The following is a 21,873-nucleotide window of genomic DNA, read 5'->3' as shown; positions in this document are numbered from 1 at the left end:
TGACAGGCGGAACGAACACCCGCTCATGCCGATGAAAGCGTGTTCGGGCGGAGCCTGCCCCCGCGGCCTTAGGTCAGGGTAATCAGCGCGGCGGGCCGGGACCGGCAGGCAAAGGTTCGGTCCGCCCCGTTCCTCATGGCCGGACCGAACGACCCCAAGATCAAACCATTCTGGTCGGAGTGCTCAGCGCCCGGCGCCAGTGTTCGGTGACGGCATGACGGAGCCCTTCGGTGTCGACGGCCTGCGGGTCGAGCAGGCGCTGTAGCCCGATCCCGCGGAGCTGCCCGACGACCGCGACCGCGACCTCGGCCGGGATGAGGTCGGGGCGGATCGTGCCGTCCGCAATGCCGGCATGGACGTCGTCGCGCAGGTCGGCGCGGAAGGCGTCGTCCCGCTCGCGGAAGGTCGGTGCCAGCTCCGACGCCGTGGCGGCCTCGGCCCACAGCAGCAGGAAGGCCCGGTTGAACACGCCGACCTGCCCGAGCGCGCCGACGTAGCCGTCGATCAGCCGCAGGAGACGGTCCAGCCCGGCCGGCAGGCCTTCCAGGCCCGGCACGAATCCGGCCTGCGTGGCGCGGGAGAGGCGTTCGAGTAGCGCCTGCTTGGAGCCGAAGTGGTGCGTGACGATGCCGCGGCTGTAGCCGGCCCGTTCGCCGACCCGGGCCAGCGTCAGCGCGCGCACGCCGTGTTCGACGACCAGTTCGGCGGCGGCTGCGGTTCCGGCCAGACGGCGGCCGCGAGAGCTACCAGCGCTACGCGGAGGCGCTCGGCGGCTCGGTCAACGCCCGCTACGGCGTGGCCGTTGAGTACCTGGGTGACGGCGGGCGCGCGCTGGTCGCCGAGGACGGGCAGGCCTGGGACATGGTGGTGCTGGTGCGCTACCCCAACCGGCAGGCGTTCGCCGACATGATCCGGGACCCCGAGTACCGCGCGGTCTCCCACCTGCGCAGCGAGGCGCTCGTGGAGTCGGTCCTGCAGGCAACCACGCCGATCGCGGTCTGAGCCCGATGCCCGCGATCTTCGTCCACGGGAACCCGGAGACGGCGGCGGTCTGGGACCCGCTGCTGGCCGAACTGGAGCAGTCCCGATCCGATCTGGTCTGTCTGTCGCCGCCCGGCTTCGGGGCGCCGCTGCCCGCCGGTTTCGGCGCCACCCATCGCGAGTACCGGGACTGGCTCGCTGGTGAGCTGACGGCATTCGGGGAACCGGTCGACCTGGTGGGCCACGACTTGGGCGGCGGCCATGTGGTGAACGTCGTGCTGAGCCGTCCGGACCTCGTCCGCAGCTGGGTCAGCGACGTCCTCGGGATCTACGACCCCGACTACGAGTGGCACGAGCTCGCCCGCCGATGGCAGACATCGGGCATCGGCGAGGCCGACGTCGCCGCACGGTTCGGCGGGACCGTCGAGGAACGGACCGCGACGCTCGTCGAACGGGGCATGTGCCGGCAGGTCGCCGCCCGCGTCGCCGCCGGGCAGGACGAGGCGATGGGCCGGGCCGTGCTCGCGATCTACCGGTCTGCCGTCAAATCGGGCATTCCCGGCCTCGGCTGGGAGCTGGAGCGTGCGGCAGCGCGGCCGGGACTCGCGCTCCTCGCCACCGCCGACCACACCGTCGGGACCGAGGAACAACGACGTCGCGCCGCCCGCCGGGCAGGGGCGCGAGTAGAGACCCTCCATGGACTCGGCCACTGGTGGATGACCGAAGACCCCTCCCGCGGCGCCGCGGTCCTGCGTGCGTTCTGGGCGACGCTCCGCTGAGATCGCCGGGGCGGGATTCCTGATCAGGTTGGGCTACTCGCCACCGGTATCAATCGCCCTCGCAACGGCGGGCGTGCAGAGACGTCGAACATCCTCTTCTGCCGCGGACCAGACGGCACACCACGTCCGGCGCCGGGGTGTCGGCGCAGTAGGTCTCGGCGAGGCCGGTGAAGTCGTGCATGATGCCGACGACACTCGCCGCGCATGGAACCTCAGGACCGATCATTCGCGCGGAACTGCGGCAGCCGCACGACCACGGCCTCGCCAAGACCGCCAACTGCGGCCGAGCCGGTTCATCGTGGGCTGTGGGCGGTCAGGAAGTCGTCCACGATCCGTTCGCAATCGGCGGGTGTGGCCGGACGCAGGCCGGTCAGTCGCAGGAAGACGATCGGGCCGAGTAGCTGTGCGACGACGAAGGTCGGGTCGAGTTCGCCGAGTTCGCCGAGTTCGGCACGGGCCTCGGCGCTTTCGAGGACCTTGTCGAACGGTTCGCGGTAGTGCTTGATGACCCGCGTCCGTAGCGAATGCACGGCGGGGGAGTCGGTCTCGGGGGCGGCGTGTGTCGGCGTGGCGGGGCTCATGCCCAACCAGGCGAACAGCATCCATTGCAACGGTGCCTGCTCGATGGCGACCGACTTTCGGACCAGTAGTTCGATCAGCTGCTCGCGCAGCGATCCTGTATCCGGCACCGGCTCGATCTGCGGAATCAGCCGCTCGAACGCGGCCGCGAGCAGTTCGGTGCTGTTGCCGAAATTGCGGTAGAGGGTCGTGCGTGCCACTTTCGACCGCCGGGTCACCGCCTCGACGGTCACGGCGTCGATACCGCCGGCCGCCAGGAGTTCGGTGGCGGCGTCCAGCAGCCGATCCCGTGAACGCACCCGCCGGGGATCGAGTTCGTCCGATGCCTCGTCGGCGCGTTGGGGGTCGCTCATGCTGCCATCTTGCCCGATCCCGGGGCTGGGACGGCCGGCGCGACGCGAACTACGCTACCATCGGTATCGCACCGCTACCGTCGGTATCGAAAGTGGACGCGATGACCTATACCGTCGAAAGTCCGCCAGACTCGGCGCTCACCGCCCGGCAGCGCTGGACGCTGATCGTCTCGTGCCTGGCGGTCGCGCTGGTGGTCGCCTCGATGGCAGCGCTGTACACCGCGCTCCCGGACATGGCCGTGGCCACGGGTGCGACCCAGGGACAGCTGACCTGGGTGATCGACGGATACACGCTGGCGCTGGCCTGTCTGGTGCTGTCCGGCGGTGCGCTCGGCGACCGGTACGGGCGGCGGGCCACTCTGTTCGTCGGCCTGCTGGTGTTCACCGTCGGATCGGCGATTCCGCTGCTGATCCACGATCCGGTCTGGCTCATCTCCGCACGGGCGATCTCCGGGGTCGGAGCGGCGTTGGTGATGCCCTCGACACTGTCCATCCTGACCGCGGGGTTCCCGGCGGCGCAGTGGGGTCGCGCGGTCGGGATCTGGGCCGGCGTGGTCAGCGCGGGCGCCTTGGTCGGCCTGCTGGGTTCGGGCCTGGCCCTGCAAGGATCGTCGTGGAAATCGATCTTCATCGGGCTGACCGTCGCGGGAGTGGCACTGGCCGCGGCGGCGCTCACCGTCCCCGAATCGCACGAGCACGAGCGGCCACGGATGGACATCAGGGGCGCACTCGTCTCCGCACTGGCCGTCGGGCTGCTCGTCGGCGGCCTGATCGAGGCGCCCGAGCGCGGGTGGCTGTCGCCGATCACGCTCGGGCTGCTCGGCGGCGGCCTGCTCGCGGCCGCGGTGTTCGTCGTAGCAGAGTTGCGCAGCGACCATCCGCTCCTGCCGGTGCGGCTGTTCGGCGATCGCGCCTTCGCCACCGGCGTCGCCTCACTCACGCTGCAATACCTGGCCAGCTTCGGACTGTTCCTCCTGGTGCCGCAGTACCTGCAGCTGATCCTGGGGTACGCACCGGTGCGGGCCGCGGTCGCCGTCGCACCCATGAGCGTCCCGTTGCTCGTGCTGTGCGTGCTGGCGTCGAGATTGACCGCACGGCTCGGACTGCGCGTCATGACCGCGAGCGGCCTGGCGACCTTGGCCGTCGGCCTGTTCCTGATGTCCCGGCTGGACGTGCACACCAGCTACATCGGAGTGCTGTGGCCGGTGCTGATCGTCGGCGCCGGGCTCGGATTGTGCACGGCCCCGGCCACCTCGGCCATCATCACCAGCACCCCGGCGGCCAAGCACGGCGTCGCCTCCGCGGTCAACGACGCGACCCGCGAGATCGGTGCGGCGGTCGGCATCGCCATCGCGGGCAGCGTGCTGGCCGCCGGGTACCGCACGAGGATCGAACCCGCCCTGCCAGGACTGCCGGAACCGGTCCGCAGACCCGTGTCGGACTCGCTCGCCGCGGCACTCGCCGTCACCGACCACGCCGGACCGAGCGCCCGCCCACTCGCCGACCTCGCCCGTACCGCCTTCATCCACGGCATCCAGCAGGCGACGCTGGCGCTGGCCGCCGTCACGGCCGCAGGCGCGGTCGCGACACTGGGCGCTCCCGGTCCGACCCGAAAGAGAGACCGGACCGAGTGAAACAGAGCGCAGCGATCATGTCCAGAACATCCACAGCGGATCGAGGAGGTTCACCGTAATGCGCGTCGTGGCCATCGAGGAGCACCACATCATCCCGGAGATGAGCCGCTATATGGATCTGTCCGGGCTGCCGCCGATGCTGCGGGCCCGTCTGAACGCCACCGTCGGCGAGCGACTGGCCGACATGGATGCCGCCGGCATCGACATGCAAGTGCTGTCCGTCGTCCTGCCCACGCCCCAGATGCTGCCCGCCGAGACCGCGGTGCCACTGGCCGCGAAGGCCAACGGGAACTGCAGGGCATGGTCACCGCGTATCCGGACCGATTCGCCGCCTTCGCCACGCTGCCGGTCACCGTCCCGGACGCGGCCGCGGCCGAACTGGAGCGGGCCGTCGGTGATCTGGGGTTCGTGGGCACGATGATCAGCGGCACCATCGGCGGCCGGTTCCTCGACGATCCGTTCTTCAGTCCGATCCTGGAAACCGCGGCACGGTTGAACGTCCCGATCTACCTGCACCCCGCTCCGCCGCCGAAACCGGTCGCGGACGTGTATTACACCGGCTTCGCGGACCCGATCAATCAGGTCCTGGCCACCGGCGGCTACGGCTGGCACTACGAGACGTCGCTGCACGCGTTGCGCTTGATCATCGGCGGGGTGTTCGACCGGCTGCCTGAGCTGAAGGTGATCCTCGGTCATCTCGGTGAGGGCGTCCCCTTCCACCTTCCCCGCATCGACGACACGCTCACCCCGTTGGCCGGGCAGCTGACCAAGCCGGTCAGCGATTACTTCCGTGAGCATTTCTGGGTCACCACCAGCGGTTACTTCTATGACGGCCCGTTCCGGCTGACCCGAGAGGCGTTCGGCGACGAACGGCTGATCTTCTCGGTGGACTACCCATTCGCCGACAACCGGCGTGCCGCTGACTGGTTCGACCGCCTCGACCTGGCGCCCGAGGTGCGGGAGAAGATCGCGCACGGCACCGTCGACGAACTGCTCCGCCTCCGCTGACAGGGGGCGACGCGACGCAATTCCGGCCACGGGGGTCGCTGGGATCGGTGGCGCGCGTGGTGGTGGGGTGGCCGGTCAGCGAGCTCGGCTCAGGGCGCCAGCGAATTCAGCGCGGCGGCCACCGGGACCGGATCGGAGATCACCGCGAGGTGCCGGGCGTTCGGGATGAGCGTCGGGGCCGGGGCGCCGATCCGTGCCGCGGTCTCGTACGGTGACTGTTTGCTGAAGATCGGGTCGTCCGCGCCGAAGATCACCATCTTGGGCATGGCCAAGCTGTGTAGAGCCGCCACCCGGGCCGTGGGCAGGCCGACGACGCCGTTGCGCAGCATCTGCCACAGCGCTTTCTCCGCGCCTTCGACCATGAACGGCCGTCGCCACTGGTCCACGCCGTCATGGTCGAGCCGCTTGCAGCGCGGCCCGCAGATGGCGGCATAGGCGGTACGGACCAGCCAGTCCGAACGCAGGGCCAGCCGCAGCGCGGTCGTCCGGTAAGGATCGATGAACAGGTAGGGGAGCGGGTTGTGCTGGCCCGCCCCGGTCAGCAGCGCGTCCCCGTCCAGGAAGGCCACCCCGCCGATGCCCTGCGGATCGCGTAGCGCCGCCTCGGCGACGATCGCCGCGCCGCTCGAATGCCCGGCGACGACCGGCCTGGTCAGACGCAGCGCGTTGATGAAGGCGACGAGCTGGGCGCCCATATGAACCGCGTTGTACGGCGAACGCCGCTGGCTGTAGCCGTTGCCGGTCACGTCCAGCGCGTACACCGTGTGCGTCCTGGCCAGCACCTCGGCGAGTGGCTGCCACATGTCGGCGTTCTCGAACGCGCCGTGCACCAGGACGATCGGGGGACCGCTCGTCCCCCACACGCGGTAGCGGGTCCGCACGTCCCCGGCCTGGACGTACAACTGTCCCGGCGGTGGCGCGGCCCGGCCCTGCGTGACCGCGTTGAACCCGAATGAGACCAGCGTGACCAGGATGAACGCGATCGCCAGCGTCTGCGCCAGCCGCCGTCCCCACCGCTTCATCCTCGCCCGCCACGGCCGCGCCGGCCCGGCCGCTTCCTTGGCCGCTTCGTCGGCCGGGTCAGGGGGTAGGACCGGATCGCTCATCGTGTCTCATCATCCGTTCCAGGGACTGCGACTTTCAGTCTCGGTCGTAATGGCAGACGGCCACCGACGTAATGCCGACGGATCGCGCCAGAAGGTCGCGTAGTAGGGCTGAGGGCATTCCGGAAACGCGCGCTTCCCGCAGTATCTCCCCGCGTCCGGCTACCGACGAATGGAACTCCTAGACCGCCGTCCTGCTTGAGGGATGCGGAAGTAGGCGACGCCGAGCGGGGTGTGCAGGAGGACGGAGGCCGGGAAGCCCGGCTGTAGCGGTCACCTGCCTTGAGGGGGAAGACGATCCCGTGGGTGACCGCCTGGGTCATGCCGAACATCAGCGGGGCGATGCCGAGCCACTTGGCTTTCGGGAACAGCACGGTAGCAGCGAGATCAGCCGCGACTTCTTCATCTTGCCGTCGGTCAGCGCGGCAGCGCCGCCGACGGTCATGGCCAGGACTCCGCCCACGCGCGGCCATTGCTTGCGGTAGTCGTCCAGCGAGAATTTGCCCATGACCGCGTTCCTCCGATCAAGAGACGAATTGGATTGCAGGGGGTTTTCGGCCGAGTTCGCGGCGGACGTACTCGGCGAAGGTGGTGGGTTCGCGGCTGAGCAGCCAGCGCAGCACGTTGGGGTTGCCGAGGATGCCGTAGCGGTCGTACTGGTCGGCGAGCCGGGTGAAGCCGTCGATCGTGTAGTCGGGCGCGCCCTCGGGGAGCATGGCCTCGACGGGCACCTGTTCGGCGCGGACGGGCGTGCCGCTGACCCTGGTGAGGACCTCGGCGATGTCGTGACCGGTGAGGGTGTCGGTGCCGCACAGTTCGTAGGTCGCCCACGTGTGCTCCCGCGGGGCGGACAGGACGGTGGCGGCGACGGCGCCGACGTCGGCGAGGTCGACGAATGACAGCGGCCTCTCCAGCGAGTAGGGCTGGGTGAAGCGGCCGCAGGCAAGGCATTCGGGAACGTTCACGTTCTGCATGTAGTGCATGGGCTGCAGGATCGTGAACGGCAGACGCGAGGCGAGCAGATGACGCTCGACGGCGAGCTTGGACTGGTGGTTGAGCAGCGGCTCCAGCTGCGGATGGGTCACCGACATCAGTACCACGTGCTCGACGCCGGCGCGTTCGGCGGCGTCGATGACGTTCTGGCCCATGGTGATCTCACGAGGATGCATCGGCGGGCCGACGTGGACGACCGCACTGCAGCCGTCGAACGCGGCGGGCAGCTCGCCCGGGTGCGTCATGTCGGCGACGACGGCCTCCCGGGCGCCCTCGGCGCGGACGGTCTCGGCGCGCGCGGCGGAATGGACCAGGGCACGTACGGGGAAGTCCGCTGAGCGCAGTGCGCGCAGCACGTGCCGTTCGGTGGTGCCCGCGGCGGCGGTGATCGCGATCAATGGCCTGCCTTTCTGCCGTCTTCGTGGAAGTGCGCATGATCGTCGGCCGTTGGGCCGGTGTTCGGGGGATCAGGAGGTGGGTTCGTACCGGTCGGCGAGCAGGGCACGGTTCCCTCCGCTTACCAGGGCGGTTTCGACCTCGAGGAGTCGGTCGAGCGCCTCGGAGTCGGGAAGGCCGGGCACGCAGACGGTGCCCCCGCGTTCGACGGCGACCGCGGTCGCGATGGCGACGTCCTCGGCGGACATGACATCTGGGCCGCTCTCGTTCGCGCCGCCGGACCACTCCGTGGCGACACGGCCGGGGCAGACGACGGTGGCGCTGACGCCGGTACCGGCCAGTTCGTTCGCCAGTGTGCGGGTGAAGGCCACGGTGGCGGACTTCGCCGCGGCGTACAGGGTGCGCGGAGGCATCGTGAGGGAGGTCGTGGCGTTGGCCGAACGGAAGGACCGCATCCCCGCGCTGAAGGCCAGCAGCGAGGCGACCGTGACGATACCGCCCTCGCCCTTGGCCAGGAGTGAGGGGAGGACGGCGTGGGTCAGGGTGACCGGTGCGGTCGCGTTGAGCCGCCACAACCCGTCGAGATCGGCGGCGGCCACGTCCTTCAGCGGCGCGTATCCGGCGTTGCCCGCGTTGGAGACGAGCAATCGCACGTCCCCGTTCGCCGCACGCTCGGCGGCCGCGGCCAGGCCCTCCGGAGTGGCGAGGTCGGCGGTGAACGTCTCCGCCGTCGCGCCGTGGCCCTCGGCGCCCGCCGCGACCCGCTCCAAGCGGTCGCGCCGCCGGGCGAGCAGGACCAGGTCATAACCGCGGTCAGCGAGAGTGTGGGCGAGCGCGGCGCCGATACCACTGCTGGCGCCGGTGATCAGGGCAACGGGACGAGTAGACATACACCCAACGTATCAAGGTCATGATGCACATAAAGTACTTGATAACCGGCAACGGTAAGCTGGCCACCATGAGCGGTAGCCCCGCGCCCGGCGCGCCACCCTCCGGTGAAGACGTCTTTGCCCGTGTCGCCTGGGCGCTGCGCCGTGCCGACCTGAACCTGCAAACGGCCAAGGAGCGCCCGCTGCGCGAGATCGGCGTGCCGGGCTCCCACTACGCGGTGCTGATCAGTCTGCAGACCAGCCCAGGTCTGACGGGTGCGGAACTGGCCCGCCTTGTGGGCATCACACCGCAAGCGGTGGCACTGCTGGTCGGCAAGCTGACCGACCGAGGGCTGATCGAGCGCCGGACGCATCCACGTCACCGCAATGTCCAGGAACTGCACCTGACCGACGCGGGCCGGGACGAACTCACGAAGGCCGAGTGCATCATCAGCGACCTTGAGCGACACATCCGCGAATCCTTGGGTGTCCAGGGATACCGCCAGTTGCGTGAGTTGCTGGGCCAGGTCATGGACGACCTGCCGAACTGGGATCCCCCGAAAGTGGGCTGAGTCAACCCGCGCCGCCCTGGTGGGCTGGGCTCGCACACTCGGCGGTAGACGTTGAGTTGAACGATCATCGCTCCGTCCCTTCGCCCTCTCGGCTTCGGCTTTTTCGGGCTGGTCAGAGGTGAGCGGGGGTCTTGGTCCGGTCGGGCTGGGACGTAGTGCCGGTGCGGTTGCGGAACAGGAGGCCGGTGGCGAGGGCGCCGAGGGTGAAGATCCCGGCCGACCACCAGAACGCGGTGATGAAGCTGTGCAGGCGGGCTTCGGCGACGACCGCGGGGTTCGGGGGGTGGCTCTTGAGGTAGTCGGTGGCGGCGCTGGTGGCCAGGGTGTTGAGCAGGGCGGTGCCGATGGCGCCGCCGACCTGCTGCATGGTGTTGACGGTGGCGGAGGCGGCGCCGGCGTCGGAGGCGGCGACTCCGGCGGTGGCGCCGCCGATCGCGGGCGGCATGACGTGGCCCATGCCGAAGCCGATGACCAGCAGCGGCGGCAGGACGTGGGCGGCGTACCCGGAGTGCAGGTCGAGGGCGGTGAGCCAGACCAGACCGCCCGCCCCGAGCAGCATCCCGGCCGGGACGGCGACGCGCGCCCCGAGCTTGGGGACGGTGAGGTTGGTGGACATCTGCGCCGAGACGACAAGCACGGCGATCATCGGCAGGAACGCGCATCCGGTCCTGACCGGGCTGTAGCCCAGGGTCGTTTGCATGTAGTAGGTGAGGAACAGGAAGATGCCGAACGTCCCGACCGCGGCGATGAGGATCGAGAGGTAGGAGGCGGCCCTGTTCCGGTCGCGCAGGATGCGCAGCGGCAGCAGCGGGTGGGCGGCGCGGGTCTGCCAGAAACCGAACACGGCGATCAGGACGACTCCCGCGATCAAGAAGCCCCAGGTGAGCGGCGAGCCCCAGTCATGGGTGTCGGCATTGGACAGCCCATAGACAAGGCAGAACAGTCCGGCAGACACCACGAGCGTGCCCGGCAGGTCGAGCCGGGGCCGGGTGTCGCGGCGGGTCTGGCGCAGCGCGAGCAGTCCGCCGATCAGCGCGAGTGCGGCGAAGATCAGGTTGACGTACAGGGTCCAGCGCCAGCTCAGGTGCTCGGTCAGCAGTCCGCCGAGGAGGAGGCCGATCGCTCCGCCGGCACCGACGATGGCGCCGAACACGCCGAAGGCCCTCGCTCGGTCCTTGGCGGTGATGAAGGTGATGTTCAGCAGCGTCAGGGCGGTGGGGGCGAGGACCGCTCCGAACAGGCCCTGAAGGGCGCGGCCCGCGACAAGCAGCTCGAAACTCCCCGCGGCGCCGGCCAGGGCCGAGGAGGCCGCGAAGCCGACGGCGCCGGCGAGGAAGAAGCGCTTGGGGCCGAACAGGTCGGCCAGGCGTCCGCCGAGCAGGAGCAGGCTGCCGAAGGCCAGGGAGTAGGCGGTGACGACCCATTGGCGGTCGGCGTCGGAGAAGCCGAGGTCTCTTTGGGCCGACGGCAGGGCGATGTTCACGATCGTGGCGTCGAGCACGACCATCAGCTGGGCGGTGCCGACGACGGCCAGCACCCACCAGCGGCGGGGGTCCGGGGCCTGGGCGGGCGGGGATTGCGATGGTATATCGGTCATGAGAGAGGCTCCTGGCGAGGTCGGCAGAGCACGCTGACGTGCTGGTTGACGTCGTTCGGCGCTGCCGTAGGATTAATTCATCAAGCGACGACTTTAAATTCTGTACTTGATGAATTTTAGTGTCAACCGTGCTGGGAGGTTTTTGTCATGAGCGCTCGTACGCCGCTGGGGCGCCGTCCTGGGGAGAGCGTCACCCGCGAGACGATCCTGGACGCGGCGCGCCGCAAGTTCGCCGAGCTCGGCTACGACCGCACCACGCTGCGGAACGTCGCCGCCGACGCCGGTGTGGACGCCGCTCTCGTCTCCCACTTCTTCGGCACCAAGCAGCAGTTGTTCGTCGCGGCGGCGCCGATGCCGCTCGATCCCGAGACCGTCCTGGCCGACCTGCTGAACGGCCCGCGGGAGACCATCGGCCACCGGCTGGCCCGCCATGTCGTGGGGGTCATGGAGTCTACGGACGGCCGATTGAAGATCACCGGCCTGATCCGTGCGGCGACCTCGGAGGAGGCGGCCGCCCGGCTGATCCGCGAGCGCATCACCGAAGCGGTACTGGAACCGTTGGCGCGAGGTCTGGACGTCCCCGAAGCCCGGCTGCGCGCCGCGATGGCGGGATCCCAGGTGGTCGGCCTGATCATGTCCCGGCACGTCATCGGAGTTCAGGCGCTGGCCGACTGCGACGCCGAGACCCTGATCAACACACTGGGGCCGGTCCTGCAGCACTACCTCACCGGACCCCTGCACCGCACCGGATAGGCCCCGGTTCCGCAATGTGGTCGCTGGGAAGAACCGGAGCGGTATGGCTCCGGACCCGCTCGCCCGTCACCTGCGACTACTCGCCACCATCAGCGCGTAGAACACCGCCGTGCCGGGCTCCCGGCGCCTGCCGGTGGAGCAGACGGGGCCCGCCGGGGGCGGGTCCGTCCAGTTAACGGTTCTGTCGCTCTTTCGGTGGTAGCGGGGATCGCCCTGTCAGCTGAGGCGTGCTTGAGGTCAACCAGCTGGTCGGTGTGGTGTTTTCGGGCCTGTCCGGCCTGGTCATCGATGATGTGACGGACGAAGGCGAGCTGATCCGGGTGCGGGCCCGTAGGCAGGAGGTCCCCGTCCCGTCCCGTGTCCCCACCGAAAGGGCGACAGAGCCGAAAACCGTGCACGCAAGGACGTCTCCTCCGACGCGAGGCCCACGGCATCGACGGGGCCTGCGGAGCCGTCGACACCGACAACGATCTCGGCTCGTCGTGGCCGGGTGTCGGTGTCGGTGTCGTGCGGGACGATGACGACCGGGCACGGGGCGTGTTCGGCCACCTGGAGGCTTACCGAGCCGAGCAACAGCCGGGTGAAGCCTCCGGTCCCGCGTGGACCCAGCACCAACAGGGCGGCGTCTTCGGCTTCCTGGAGCAGTGTGAGCGGGATGGGGCCGATCGCGAGCCGGCGATCGACCTGCGGGGATGCGAGGGTGCGGGCCCGTTCTTCCGCGACACGTAGGACCTGCAGCCCTGCGGCCTCCGGCCGTGCCGCCTCCGTTCCGGGCTCTGCCGGAGCTTCGACGTCGTACTCCCAGCGGACCGCGACGTGCACGATCCGCGACGGCTGCCGTCTTCCCGCGGCCTCGGCGGCGGCCCAGTCCGCGGCGTACAGCGCCGTCGCGGATCCGTCCACATCGACCACAACGGGTTGCTCACGGCACCTGGCCTCGGGTGTTCAGCCGGTGCTGGCCGGCCGGACGATGAGCAGGGGGCACGGCGCGTGGTGGATCAGCGCCTGGCTGGTCGAGCCCAGCAGCATCCCGGTGAACCCACCGCGGCCCCGGCTTCCCGCCACCAGCAGTTGCGCGTCGGCGGCCAGTTCGAGCAGTCGCTTCGCCGCCCGTCCTCCGGTGACAACGCGCCGTACGGTGACGTCGGGGTACTTCTCCTGCCATCCGGCCAGCCGCTCCGCGAGCACCTCCTGCTCCCTCGCCTCGATGTCCTCCCAGTCGATGAAGTACTGGCGAGCGGAGGCGTACGCGATGTCGGAGGGGTACTCGGCCCACGCGTGCAGCACCACCAGATCGGTGCGGCGCGCCGCCGCCTCCTCAAAGGCCGTCGCGAGCGCCGCCTCGCTGGTCGGGGAGCCGTCCACGCCGACCACGACCGGTCCGTGCGACGGTGGTGTTCCTTCAGCGCCGGTGCCGCGGATCACTGCTACGGGGCAGTGACCGTGGGCGACCAGGGCGACGGCAGCGGAGCCGGTGAGGAGACCACGGAAACCACCCGCCCCCCTGGCGCCCAGGACCATCAGGTCGGCGTCGTGGGAGATGCCGATCAGCGCCCGTACGAGGTCATCGACCCGCAGAATGGTGTCGACGTCCAGTTCGGGGTGATCTTGGCGGATCGTGGCCGCGGTCTCGGCCAGCTGCCGCCGACCTTCTCCCTCCATCGCCGTGAAGAAGTCACGGGGCGCCGGGAACTGGGCGGCGACCGATGAGACGTCGACGACCTGGACCAGCCGCAGCGGTACCTGCCGGCGTACGGCCTCGTCGGCCGCCCAGCGTGCCGCCTGCAGGCCCGGAGCCGAACCGTCCACACCCGCGACGACCGTTCTCCGGGTGCCATTCTCGGTCATGAGGAGCTCCTTCTCGCCATATCCGGGAACCACGCGCCCACTGTTTCGCCCGGGAAACCGGGCGGACAGTGCCGAAGGTCCCGTCTCGTCCAGGACCCCGACGTCGTCGGCTTGAGCCTTGCCCGTGGTTCCAAGAAAGTTCTCTGCCACCAGTTGTCGTGGACGGGCAGGCCCAGCGCCTCCTGCCCTCGGACGACCGCCTCGGGGTTGAGCGGCTCACCGACACTCGCGACGAAACGCAGCGCCGACAGGTCGTAGTCGTCGGCGACCTCCGCGCCGTGCCTCACCGGCATCCGGATCGCGGTGGGCGCGGTGTACCAGCCCGTCACCCTGTGCTCGGCCAGCACGCGGTACCAGCGGCGCGCGTCGAACTCGCCCGCCGGTGGGTGAGCTCGCGGTCCGCCGGCCTACGGACAGGCGATGTCCGGTTGCGGCGGCCTGGCGTATCCGCTCGGCCGCCTGCGTCCCCTGCCGAATGCGCCGCCCGAGTTCAACCTCGTCTTCGGCGAAGGTCCCGGTGGCCGGTGACCAAGGGCGGAAGTACCGGAGATGGCAGCTTGCACACGCCGCACAGCGGATGCGCGACCTCGATATCGGCGCGATGCCGGTCTGCGGGGATGATGACCGCCTCCACGGAATGATCACCGACCGTGACATCGTGATCAAGTGTGTCGCGGCGGGCGGGGACCCGACGACGATGACCGCGGGCGCGCTCGCGCAGGGCACCCCGGTCTTCATCGGTGCGGACGAGGACGCCGGTCAGGTGCTGCACCTGATGGAAGATCATCGGATCAGGCGGCTGCCGATGATCGACAACCACCGGCTCGTCGGCATGATCAGCGAGGCCGATCTGTTCCGTCATCTTTCCGAGCAGGCCGTCGGTCATTTCGTCGAGGAGGTCTGCGCCAGCGGTTGACGCGGTCGGAAGGCGGCGCCGTCGAGCCAGCTCTCATGGTTGGCCACCGCGACCCACGCTCCCGCCGGAAGCCGATCGGCGGCATCCCGAAGTACATGCTGCTCAGCCACGCTCGACGTCCGGCGGCGGCTCAGCGGCTTCGTCCTACGGTGTCCGGGCGCTGAGTTCGTCGAACGCGTCGACCGGGAAAGCGGTGTCCGTGACACCGCCCGGCTCACCGCGGCCCTCAGACGCGGACAGCGCCTGGTCATGTTCCCGGAAGGACGCCTGGCCGCGGCTGCCCGGCTCCAGGCGTTCCCTATGGGCGCCTTCGTCAGCGCGGTACGCGCCGGGGTGCCGGTGGTGCCGGTCACCATCCAGGGCACCCGGTCGATCCTGTGCCCTGGCCGGTGCTTCCCCCGGCATGGTGCCGTCCGCGTCACTGTCGAGTCGCCCATCCGGCCGGAAGGTACGGGCTGGGCCGCGGCGGTTCAGGCCCGGCAGGCTGCTCAGACGGCGATCGCGCACCGGTCCGGCATCCGACGGCCGTGACACCGCGGTCACCGTCATGCGCTGACCATCCATTCCCGCGGTCGTTCACCGGCCTGCCACGGATTGGGCGACCTCGGCGTTGGCGAGCTGTACGAGCCGGTGGCCCAGATCGATGAGCGCCCGGCCCGCGGCCAGCTCGTCGCCGATCTCCGGTACGGCACGGTCTCGCGGATTCCGCCGGGCGTGGCCGCTTCCCTCGATCGTCATGCCGTCCATCGTGGTGAGCGCGGCACGCACATGGGTGTTCTTGCCGTCCTCATCGATGTCGATCTGCACACTCCACTGTTTGGTCTTCATGGCATCACATCTCCGTTCTCAGCGCGCTCGCGTTCGGCGGCGGCGACGTTCCGCTGCCCGCACAGTCCGACCTTGCGGCGCTGGGAATGGGCCGCGGATGCCCCAGCCGAGCACCCAGACGCCGTCCGGCATCAACGCGATCAACGAACATCATGACTTCGCCCCTCCCACCCTCACGTTTCGTCGGAGAAGCCGGTGTGGCCAGGGCCGATGGTCCTCCGTGCGGGTGTCCCTCCGTCTGGTGGCGGCCACATCCGATCGCGACGGAGACGGCACATGGCTCGCCGGCCTGTGTGAGGAAGGAGGGGCGGTGATCGCCGAGTCGCCATGGTTCCCGCTGGTTGAGGACGTTCGCCCCTGGAGCAGCCGAAATAGGCGGGAAAGCGTGGGACGAGGCCTGCGAGACGAGCGAGGGAGCTTGACCGTGAACCTCCGGCGAAGGAGAGCTCCGACAAAGAGGCCGAGGGAAGGGCTGAGGCCGAACGGGCACCATGCCGGTACGGCGACCTCCACTACCTGAACCGGGTGATACCGGCGGAGGGAGTTCGCCTCGCAGGTCTTCGCGTGTCGAGGGAGACGGGGGCGGCCCGGGACCTGGCGAGGCCGGTGGGCGAATCCCGATCACGGCAGTGAGCTCGGGGTGATCGCCGGGCAGGTCGGGACCGCCTTCGCCGTACGCACCCAACGAGCGTCGCCACGGCTCCTCGGCATGCCGCCGCCGCGGCGCGTGCGTTATCCCGACGTCGCGGTGGCGGAGAACACGCCTCGCGATCGTCCGGTCACGGCGCTCGTGGAGGCATCGGTGGATGCGGACCTCGCCGTCGTCGCCGCCGCGGCCACACCGGTCTACGGCTCGGCTCGGTCGGCCACGGCCTCATCCGCCACGCCCGTTGCCTCGTCGTGGTCGTCCCCTCCCGCGGCGCGGAGAGCGAGGCAAGAGAGGTAGGAAACGTCAGAGCAGGTCCAGGCGGCTGAGTTCGCGGCCGTCGGGCAGGGTTCGACGCCGATGGGTGAACAGGCTCAGCATCTGGCGCGCGGTGCCGACTCGGTGTGGCGGCGTCGAAGACCACTGCGCGCCGGTTGGTCGGCATCGTGGCAAGGGATCGGGTCGGTGTCGGTCCGTAGCCCGCTCGACGTCTCCTCGTCCGTCATGCGTCCGAGCGCGCCCGACGCTGCCGAGAGGTGGATCGGCGATCCGTGGACAGGGCGGCCCTGAATCCGCGGACGGTGAGGTTCGAGCATGGACTCATCCGCCGGTCCGTAGCGGATTCGCCGCAGAACGAAGGAGACCGCTCATGTCTCGCAGCATTGATATCGCCATCCCCGATCTGTCCGGGAAGCTCGCCGTCATCACCGGTGCGAGCGACGGCATCGGGTTCGTCATCGCCACCCGCCTCGTCGAAGCGGGCGCCGAGGTGATCATGCCGGTTCGCAACACGGTCAAGGGTGAGAAGGCCGCCGACCGCATCCGTGGTCTCGTCCCGGGTGCGAAGATCACCACCCGAGCCCTCGACCTGTCCTCGCTCGACTCGGTGGCGGCCCTCGCGGACCGGCTCGTGAGTGAAGGCCGTCCGATCGACATCCTCATCAACAACGCCGGTGTGATGACGCCGCCCAGCCACCAGGTCACCAAGGACGGATTCGAGCTGCAGTTCGGCACCAACCATCTCGGTCACTTCGCCCTCACCCAGGGCCTGCTGCCGCTGCTTCGCGAGGGCATGGCCCGGGTCACGCACCAGACGAGCGTCGCCGCACGCAGCGGTGCGATCAACTGGGACGACCTGAACTGGGAGAACGGTTACGACGCGAGAAAGGCCTACAGCCAGTCCAAGATCGCTGTCGGCCTGTTCGCCCGTGAGCTCGACGCGCGCAGCAAGGCGGCCGGGTGGGGCATCACCAGCAACCTCGCCCACCCCGGCATCTCTCCCACGAACCTGCTGTCCGCACAGCCCGGCATGGGGCGGCAGAAGGACACCGGCTCCGTCCGCCTGATCCGCGCGCTCTCCCGCATGGGCATCCTCGTCGGTACGGTCGACACCGCCGCCCTGCCCGCGCTGCTGGCCGCGACCGGCCCGGACGCGCAGGGCGGCCAGTTCTACGGCCCCAAGGGACGCGGCGACCTCGGTGGCGCTCCAGCGCGGCAGGAGCCGTGGGCTCCGCTGCGCAGCATGGACGACGCCGGCAGGCTCTGGGACGCTTCCGAGCGGCTGGTCGGCGTGCGATTCCCCGCCTGACCGCCGGGGGTGTGCACGCGATCGGGCATTGGTGATCACATGTTCAGGTCATGATCGCTGGACGACCACCTCTATGGTCTCCGGGCGCACCGGCTGGAGTATTAGCCTGCTGTCGGCCCTGGTCTCCGGCTCGAGCGCGGCGACCATCACGACTGTTCCAAGGCTCCGTTCCGATGACCGAATCCTCCAGCGAAGCTCAACTCGCCGCGGTGCGGGCTTACGCGTCAGACGCGATGGGCCGGCCTGCCGAGGCCGTCACCGCCGTGACCCCGTTCGAGGACGGCAACCGCCACGCGGTACACCGGGTCTCCTTTCGCGACGCATCAGATGGCATCCGGGACGTCGTGGTCAGAGTCTCCTTCGGCGGCGACGCCTCCGAGACCGCTCAGGCTGAGCGCGAGGCCGCTGTCCTTGAGCACGTGGGTGGCGTCGCAGCCCCTGTGTTGTACGACTTCCGCCGCACGAGCGATTGGTTCGCTACGCCGGCGATGTGCATGCAGTTCCTTCCCGGACGCCGGGAGGATTTGCGGACGGTGGGCCTGACGGAGATCCGGCGACTCGCCTCGCTCGTGGCCTGGGTCCATGAGCGCCCCGTCGACGGCCTGGGTGAGGGGGCGCGAACCACGATCGCGTCGTATGCCGGTGACCGGCTTCGGGCGATCCTGTCGACCCTCGTCTGGGCTCGTGACCCACTGCCTGAAACGCTCCAGGACCGGTTGCGGAGCGCCGCCGGTTCGCTGGCGGAGAGCTTCGCGGCCTCCTGGGATTCCGGCGAGACCCTCTCGTTGCTGCACGGTGACATCGCTCCGGGAAACGTGCTCTGGAACCCCGGCCCCTGCCTGATCGACTGGGAGTACACGCGGCTCGGAGACCCCGCCGACGAGCTGGCGTACACGTTCGACCAGAACGCGCTGACGCCGTCCCAGCGCCGGGCGTTCTGGGACGGGTACCGGCACGGCATGGACAGCCGCTCGAGACTGGCCTCGATCATTGAACGCGTCAACTGGTGGGAACCGGTGACCCTGCTGGGTTCCGCCCTCTGGTGGGTCGAGCGGTGGGTGCGCCGCACAGAAGGCAACGCCGATCCGGGAGTGCCACGCGAACCGGGCTACTACCTCGGCCACGTCATCAGCCGCATTGATCGGCTGGACACCCTGGTGAGCCCGCCGTGAGGCGCGTCCGCACCAGACCAATGCCTGACGAGGGCGGGTCGGCTCGAAGACGGTCTCCCGGTCCAGCGGTGGCACGCACGGCGTCCACGTCGCCGTCCACGAGGGCGCGGCACCTCGACACTGCGCGACGTCGTTGGGGCCGTCGTGGCGACCGCGTCCGGACGAGCGGCGGTCAGTGGACCGTCTCCGTCCCGGATGAGCCGGACCGCCCATCGCCCGACGCGCGCGTTCCCCTGGTCCCGTCCGGAACACCGGACGGGACCATTCGGACGGAGACTCGCCGATGAGTTCTATCCGGCCGCCGGATAGAGCCGGGCGGCTCCGCCGGCCAGGTTCGTCCGGACCCGGCGGGCGTCTTCGTCGGCGATGATCTCGATGGAGCCCTCCTCGAGAGCGTCGAGGGACAGGGCGGCGATCGCCGCGGGATCGCTCTTGGGAGCGTCGACGGACGCGACCATGTCGGTGTCCATGTATCCGACGTGCAGGGCGGCGACGCTCGTGCCCTGAGCCGCGAGTTCGAGCCGCAGCGCATTGGTGAGCGACCACTGCGCCGACTTGGCCGCGGCGTAGCCGCTGTAACCCGGATAGGTCACCCATGACAGCACGGACAACACGTTGAGGATCGTGCCGCCGCCGCTGTCGGCCAGTTGCGGGGCGAAGGCGCGGCTCACCGTCAGCGTGCCGAAATAGTGGGTCTCCATCTCCAGACGAATGTCCTGCAGGGAACCGTCGGACACCGACGCGCCCGTGTAGGAACCCGCGTTGTTGATCAGCAGCGACACGCCCGACGCCCTCTCCGCCGCGGCGGCCACGGACGCGGCGTCCGTGACATCGATCGCGACGGGAATCACCCCCGGCACATCGAGTGACGCGACGTTCCGGACGCCGCCGTACACGGTGGCGCCGCGTGCCACGAGCTGTTCCGCGAAACGCCGGCCCAATCCGCGATTGGCGCCAGTGACGAATGCCGTACTTCCAGCCATCTTCATCGAATTTCGTTCTCCCTGGGTAAGTCCGGTTTCCTGCCGGTCACGCTTCCGGCGGAGCGGCTCCGGCCGGGCAACTGTGGTAGGCCTCGACGAGCCATCCGTCGTCTCCTCGGGAGAGCGCCCATGTCGCCAGCTCCCATCGGTCGGCCGGAGGCTCGGACTCGCCGGGGAACACGGTCGCGCTCCGGGTGATCACGATCGCCGTGTCGGCGTTGAGGAACCGGACGTTCTCGGCCCGGTGAAGGCGCGTGGATCCCTTCAGCGGGAGGGCGAAGGCCTCGGCCATGCCGGTTCGTACGGCCGCCCTGCCCCGCAGGTGGACCCCGGGCAGGATCACGCTGGCGTTCTCTCCGTACCGCCTGGCGAACGCGTTCGCGTCGCCCTTCGCCCATGCGCTGGACGTCTCGTCGAACACGGCGAGCACCGCACGCTCCTCGACCGGTACGGCCGAGTCGCTGTCACCCGCATCCGCCCGTTCCCGCAGATACGAACTCATCTCATCCCCTTTGTCTCGGCGGCCTTTGCTGGACCGACGCGGCGGACGTGTTGATTTGGACCTCGAGCGCCCGCTCAGGTGGGGGTGACGACGTAGTCGGAGGCGCCGCGGAAGGTGTCGGCGTTGCGACGGGCGAACTCCGCGAAGGTGGTCGGTTCGATGCCGAAGCGCTCGTGGGCGGTGAGGTCGACGGTCGAGCGACCCAGCCGGGTCCGCTCCTGGAAGAGTTGTGTGAACGCGCTCGCTCGCGCCGGCGGGTATCCGGCCTCGATCCAGTCCCGCCGCTTCTCCTCGGCGGTCACGTCGCGGTAGCGGACCGGCTTGCCGATGGCATCGGAGATGTGGCCGGCGACGTCGGTCATGGTGAGGGCCTCAGGACCGGTCATCGTGTACGTCCTGCCTTCGTGACCGGGGGTGGTGAGCACGGCGTAGGCGACTTTGGCGATGTCCTCGACGTCGATCGGGGCGAGCGTCGTGTCACCGAGCGGCAGGCGAAGCTCGCCGGAGCGGACGATGTCCGGCACCTCCTCGAAGTACACCTGCATGAACTGGCTTGGCCGCAGCACGGTCCACGGCGTACCGGAGGCGACCAGGTAACGCTGGATCTGCTCGTGGCTCCGGGACGAGCGGAACCGCTCGGGGTCGAACCCGTCGATCGAGTCCTTGCCGGAGAACTTCACGATGTGGCCCACTCCGGCCCGGATCGCCGCGTCGATGAACGTGCACTGGGTTTCCAGCATCTGCGGACCCGCGCTGCTGATCATCAGTACGCGGTCCACCCCGGCCAGCGCGGATTCCAGCGTCTCGGGCCAGAGCATGTCGCCGGTCCGGACGTCGACGCCCGGCAGTGCCCGTAGACCGTCCGCCTTCTTCGGGTCCCGCACGAGCGCGCGGACCGGTGTGCCCTGCCGTGCGAACTCCCGAACGACGGCAGATCCGGGACGTCCGTTCGCTCCTGTGATGAGGATCATCGCTCCTTCTTCCTGTTCGGAGAACCAGGCGGAGAGTACTTCTCTGGAACTAGTTAGTACAACTTCGATACCAGACAGCTCCGTATCGGAACGTACCGTCGGTTAGACTGGAGGACGTGGGAAGCCCGCGAACCTACGGCGACGCCTGCGCCGCCGCGCATGCCCTCGACCTGGTCGGCGAGCGCTGGGCCCTCCTGGTCGTACGGGAGCTGCTCCTGGGGCCCAAGCGCTTCAGTGATCTGCGCAGCGGCCTGCCGAACGCCGGCCCGAACCGCGTGTCGCAGCGACTACGTGAACTCGAAGAGGCCGGCATCGTGCGTCGCCGCAAGCTCGGTCCGCCCGCCCGGTCCTGGGTGTACGAGCTCACGGAGTGGGGGCGGCAGCTTCAACCGGTCCTCGTCCACCTCGGCCGCTGGGGCAGGCTCTCACCGTTCCGCGACCTCGACGCGGACACCAGCGTGGACGCTCTCATGCTGGCCCTTCAGGGGGACTTCGCCCCGGAGACCGGCGACGGCCGGTCCGCGACCTACGGGCTCGTCTTCGGCGACGACCAGGTCACCGTGCGGATCGCCGACGGTGACATCGGCATCAGCCGCGGCGAGCCCTCCGCTCCGGACGCGACGATCGCCACCGACACCAGGACGTTCGCGGTCGTACTGACCCGAAGACGTGACCTGGAGGAGGCCGTACGCGCCGGAGACCTCACCGTGTCCGGCGACGTGCACGCGGTCGAGTGGCTGTTCGACTCCTTCCCGCGCCCGGAAACGGCCGAGACGCCGTCGGCGTGACCGAACGGCCCTGA

25 protein-coding genes are annotated in these 21,873 nt (G+C 69.6%); 11 read left to right on the top strand and 14 right to left on the bottom strand.

The window, feature by feature from the left end:
* Positions 1-160: 160 nt before the first annotated feature.
* Entirely contained in the window at positions 161-682 is a 522-nt protein-coding gene (locus ACQEV1_RS29855; protein WP_433397764.1) for a TetR/AcrR family transcriptional regulator, read from the bottom strand.
* A gap of 29 nt (positions 683-711) precedes the next feature.
* Between ACQEV1_RS29855 and ACQEV1_RS29850 the strand changes: the two genes are divergently transcribed.
* The gene (locus ACQEV1_RS29850) at positions 712-1,002 is read left to right on the top strand and encodes a DUF1330 domain-containing protein (protein WP_433406007.1); all 291 of its coding nucleotides are present in this window, start codon (positions 712-714) and stop codon (positions 1,000-1,002) included.
* 5 nt (positions 1,003-1,007) lie between these two features.
* The gene (locus tag ACQEV1_RS29845) at positions 1,008-1,760 is read left to right on the top strand and encodes an alpha/beta fold hydrolase (protein WP_285622220.1); all 753 of its coding nucleotides are present in this window, start codon (positions 1,008-1,010) and stop codon (positions 1,758-1,760) included.
* A gap of 293 nt (positions 1,761-2,053) precedes the next feature.
* On the opposite strand, the gene ACQEV1_RS29840 is transcribed toward ACQEV1_RS29845, so the two are convergent.
* The gene (locus ACQEV1_RS29840) at positions 2,054-2,692 is read right to left on the bottom strand and encodes a TetR/AcrR family transcriptional regulator (RefSeq protein ID WP_433397762.1); all 639 of its coding nucleotides are present in this window, start codon (positions 2,690-2,692) and stop codon (positions 2,054-2,056) included.
* A 101-nt stretch (positions 2,693-2,793) separates the two neighbouring features.
* On the opposite strand from ACQEV1_RS29840, the gene ACQEV1_RS29835 reads away from it, so the two are divergent.
* Positions 2,794-4,326: an MFS transporter gene (locus ACQEV1_RS29835; protein WP_433397760.1), complete on the top strand. Its 1,533-nt coding sequence runs from the start codon at positions 2,794-2,796 to the stop codon at positions 4,324-4,326.
* A 300-nt stretch (positions 4,327-4,626) separates the two neighbouring features.
* Positions 4,627-5,334, top strand: a complete 708-nt coding sequence (locus ACQEV1_RS29830; protein ID WP_433397758.1) for an amidohydrolase family protein — start codon at positions 4,627-4,629, stop codon at positions 5,332-5,334.
* Between the two features lie 89 nt (positions 5,335-5,423).
* On the opposite strand, the gene ACQEV1_RS29825 is transcribed toward ACQEV1_RS29830, so the two are convergent.
* The 4 genes from ACQEV1_RS29825 to ACQEV1_RS29810 form a co-directional block, all read right to left on the bottom strand.
* Positions 5,424-6,440: an alpha/beta fold hydrolase gene (locus tag ACQEV1_RS29825; protein WP_433397756.1), complete on the bottom strand. Its 1,017-nt coding sequence runs from the start codon at positions 6,438-6,440 to the stop codon at positions 5,424-5,426.
* 328 nt (positions 6,441-6,768) lie between these two features.
* A complete protein-coding gene (locus tag ACQEV1_RS29820; protein WP_433397754.1) occupies positions 6,769-6,945 on the bottom strand; it encodes a hypothetical protein in 177 nt (58 codons plus the stop codon).
* 16 nt (positions 6,946-6,961) lie between these two features.
* The gene (locus tag ACQEV1_RS29815) at positions 6,962-7,828 is read right to left on the bottom strand and encodes an SDR family oxidoreductase (protein WP_433397752.1); all 867 of its coding nucleotides are present in this window, start codon (positions 7,826-7,828) and stop codon (positions 6,962-6,964) included.
* A gap of 69 nt (positions 7,829-7,897) precedes the next feature.
* Complete coding sequence (locus ACQEV1_RS29810; RefSeq protein WP_433397750.1) at positions 7,898-8,716, bottom strand: SDR family NAD(P)-dependent oxidoreductase; 819 nt, start codon at positions 8,714-8,716, stop codon at positions 7,898-7,900.
* Positions 8,717-8,784: 68 nt separating this feature from the next.
* Between ACQEV1_RS29810 and ACQEV1_RS29805 the strand changes: the two genes are divergently transcribed.
* Entirely contained in the window at positions 8,785-9,267 is a 483-nt protein-coding gene (locus tag ACQEV1_RS29805) for a MarR family winged helix-turn-helix transcriptional regulator (RefSeq protein ID WP_433397748.1), read from the top strand.
* Positions 9,268-9,379: 112 nt separating this feature from the next.
* Here the strand turns inward: ACQEV1_RS29805 and ACQEV1_RS29800 are convergent, their stop codons facing one another.
* On the bottom strand, positions 9,380-10,864 hold the full coding sequence (locus ACQEV1_RS29800) for an MFS transporter (protein WP_433397746.1): 1,485 nt from the start codon (positions 10,862-10,864) through the stop codon (positions 9,380-9,382).
* A 147-nt stretch (positions 10,865-11,011) separates the two neighbouring features.
* Here ACQEV1_RS29800 and ACQEV1_RS29795 point away from each other — a divergent pair, with 147 nt between their 5' ends.
* Complete coding sequence (locus ACQEV1_RS29795; protein WP_433397744.1) at positions 11,012-11,617, top strand: TetR family transcriptional regulator; 606 nt, start codon at positions 11,012-11,014, stop codon at positions 11,615-11,617.
* A gap of 282 nt (positions 11,618-11,899) precedes the next feature.
* On the opposite strand, the gene ACQEV1_RS29790 is transcribed toward ACQEV1_RS29795, so the two are convergent.
* Genes ACQEV1_RS29790 through ACQEV1_RS29780 form a run of 3 tightly spaced genes read right to left on the bottom strand, consistent with a single transcriptional unit; the run spans position 11,900 to position 13,794 of the window.
* On the bottom strand, positions 11,900-12,520 hold the full coding sequence (locus ACQEV1_RS29790; protein ID WP_433406005.1) for a universal stress protein: 621 nt from the start codon (positions 12,518-12,520) through the stop codon (positions 11,900-11,902).
* A 42-nt stretch (positions 12,521-12,562) separates the two neighbouring features.
* A complete protein-coding gene (locus tag ACQEV1_RS29785; RefSeq protein ID WP_433397742.1) occupies positions 12,563-13,465 on the bottom strand; it encodes a universal stress protein in 903 nt (300 codons plus the stop codon).
* Positions 13,462-13,794 (bottom strand): hypothetical protein, encoded by a 333-nt coding sequence (locus ACQEV1_RS29780; protein ID WP_433406003.1) that lies wholly within the window; start codon positions 13,792-13,794, stop codon positions 13,462-13,464. Before ACQEV1_RS29780 ends, ACQEV1_RS29785 begins: the two co-directional genes overlap by 4 nt.
* Before the next feature lie 53 nt (positions 13,795-13,847).
* On the opposite strand from ACQEV1_RS29780, the gene ACQEV1_RS29775 reads away from it, so the two are divergent.
* Positions 13,848-14,381 carry a CBS domain-containing protein gene (locus tag ACQEV1_RS29775; RefSeq protein WP_433397740.1) on the top strand — a complete coding sequence of 178 codons (534 nt, stop codon included), beginning with the start codon at positions 13,848-13,850 and terminating at the stop codon, positions 14,379-14,381.
* A 39-nt stretch (positions 14,382-14,420) separates the two neighbouring features.
* The gene (locus ACQEV1_RS29770) at positions 14,421-14,912 is read left to right on the top strand and encodes a lysophospholipid acyltransferase family protein (protein WP_433397738.1); all 492 of its coding nucleotides are present in this window, start codon (positions 14,421-14,423) and stop codon (positions 14,910-14,912) included.
* Positions 14,913-14,957: 45 nt separating this feature from the next.
* Here ACQEV1_RS29770 and ACQEV1_RS29765 read toward each other — a convergent pair whose 3' ends face one another.
* Positions 14,958-15,209, bottom strand: coding sequence for a DUF1876 domain-containing protein (locus tag ACQEV1_RS29765; RefSeq protein ID WP_285622217.1), 252 nt, complete (start codon positions 15,207-15,209; stop codon positions 14,958-14,960).
* Positions 15,210-16,504: 1,295 nt separating this feature from the next.
* Between ACQEV1_RS29765 and ACQEV1_RS29760 the strand changes: the two genes are divergently transcribed.
* Both ACQEV1_RS29760 and ACQEV1_RS29755 read left to right on the top strand, forming a co-directional pair.
* Positions 16,505-17,443 carry an SDR family oxidoreductase gene (locus ACQEV1_RS29760; protein WP_433397736.1) on the top strand — a complete coding sequence of 313 codons (939 nt, stop codon included), beginning with the start codon at positions 16,505-16,507 and terminating at the stop codon, positions 17,441-17,443.
* A gap of 173 nt (positions 17,444-17,616) precedes the next feature.
* On the top strand, positions 17,617-18,615 hold the full coding sequence (locus tag ACQEV1_RS29755; RefSeq protein ID WP_433397734.1) for a phosphotransferase: 999 nt from the start codon (positions 17,617-17,619) through the stop codon (positions 18,613-18,615).
* Between the two features lie 290 nt (positions 18,616-18,905).
* Here the strand turns inward: ACQEV1_RS29755 and ACQEV1_RS29750 are convergent, their stop codons facing one another.
* The 3 genes from ACQEV1_RS29750 to ACQEV1_RS29740 form a co-directional block, all read right to left on the bottom strand.
* Positions 18,906-19,598, bottom strand: coding sequence for an SDR family oxidoreductase (locus ACQEV1_RS29750; protein WP_433406001.1), 693 nt, complete (start codon positions 19,596-19,598; stop codon positions 18,906-18,908).
* A 46-nt stretch (positions 19,599-19,644) separates the two neighbouring features.
* Positions 19,645-20,100 (bottom strand): SgcJ/EcaC family oxidoreductase, encoded by a 456-nt coding sequence (locus ACQEV1_RS29745; protein WP_433397732.1) that lies wholly within the window; start codon positions 20,098-20,100, stop codon positions 19,645-19,647.
* 74 nt (positions 20,101-20,174) lie between these two features.
* Positions 20,175-21,071: an SDR family oxidoreductase gene (locus tag ACQEV1_RS29740; protein WP_433397730.1), complete on the bottom strand. Its 897-nt coding sequence runs from the start codon at positions 21,069-21,071 to the stop codon at positions 20,175-20,177.
* A gap of 116 nt (positions 21,072-21,187) precedes the next feature.
* On the opposite strand from ACQEV1_RS29740, the gene ACQEV1_RS29735 reads away from it, so the two are divergent.
* Complete coding sequence (locus ACQEV1_RS29735; RefSeq protein WP_433397728.1) at positions 21,188-21,859, top strand: winged helix-turn-helix transcriptional regulator; 672 nt, start codon at positions 21,188-21,190, stop codon at positions 21,857-21,859.
* Positions 21,860-21,873: the final 14 nt, after the last annotated feature.

Source organism: Actinoallomurus sp. CA-142502 (genome assembly GCF_050936355.1).
GTDB lineage: Bacteria > Actinomycetota > Actinomycetes > Streptosporangiales > Streptosporangiaceae > Actinoallomurus > Actinoallomurus iriomotensis.
Note: the sequence above shows the minus strand (reverse complement) of the source record. Positions and strands in the feature narration are given on the sequence as shown.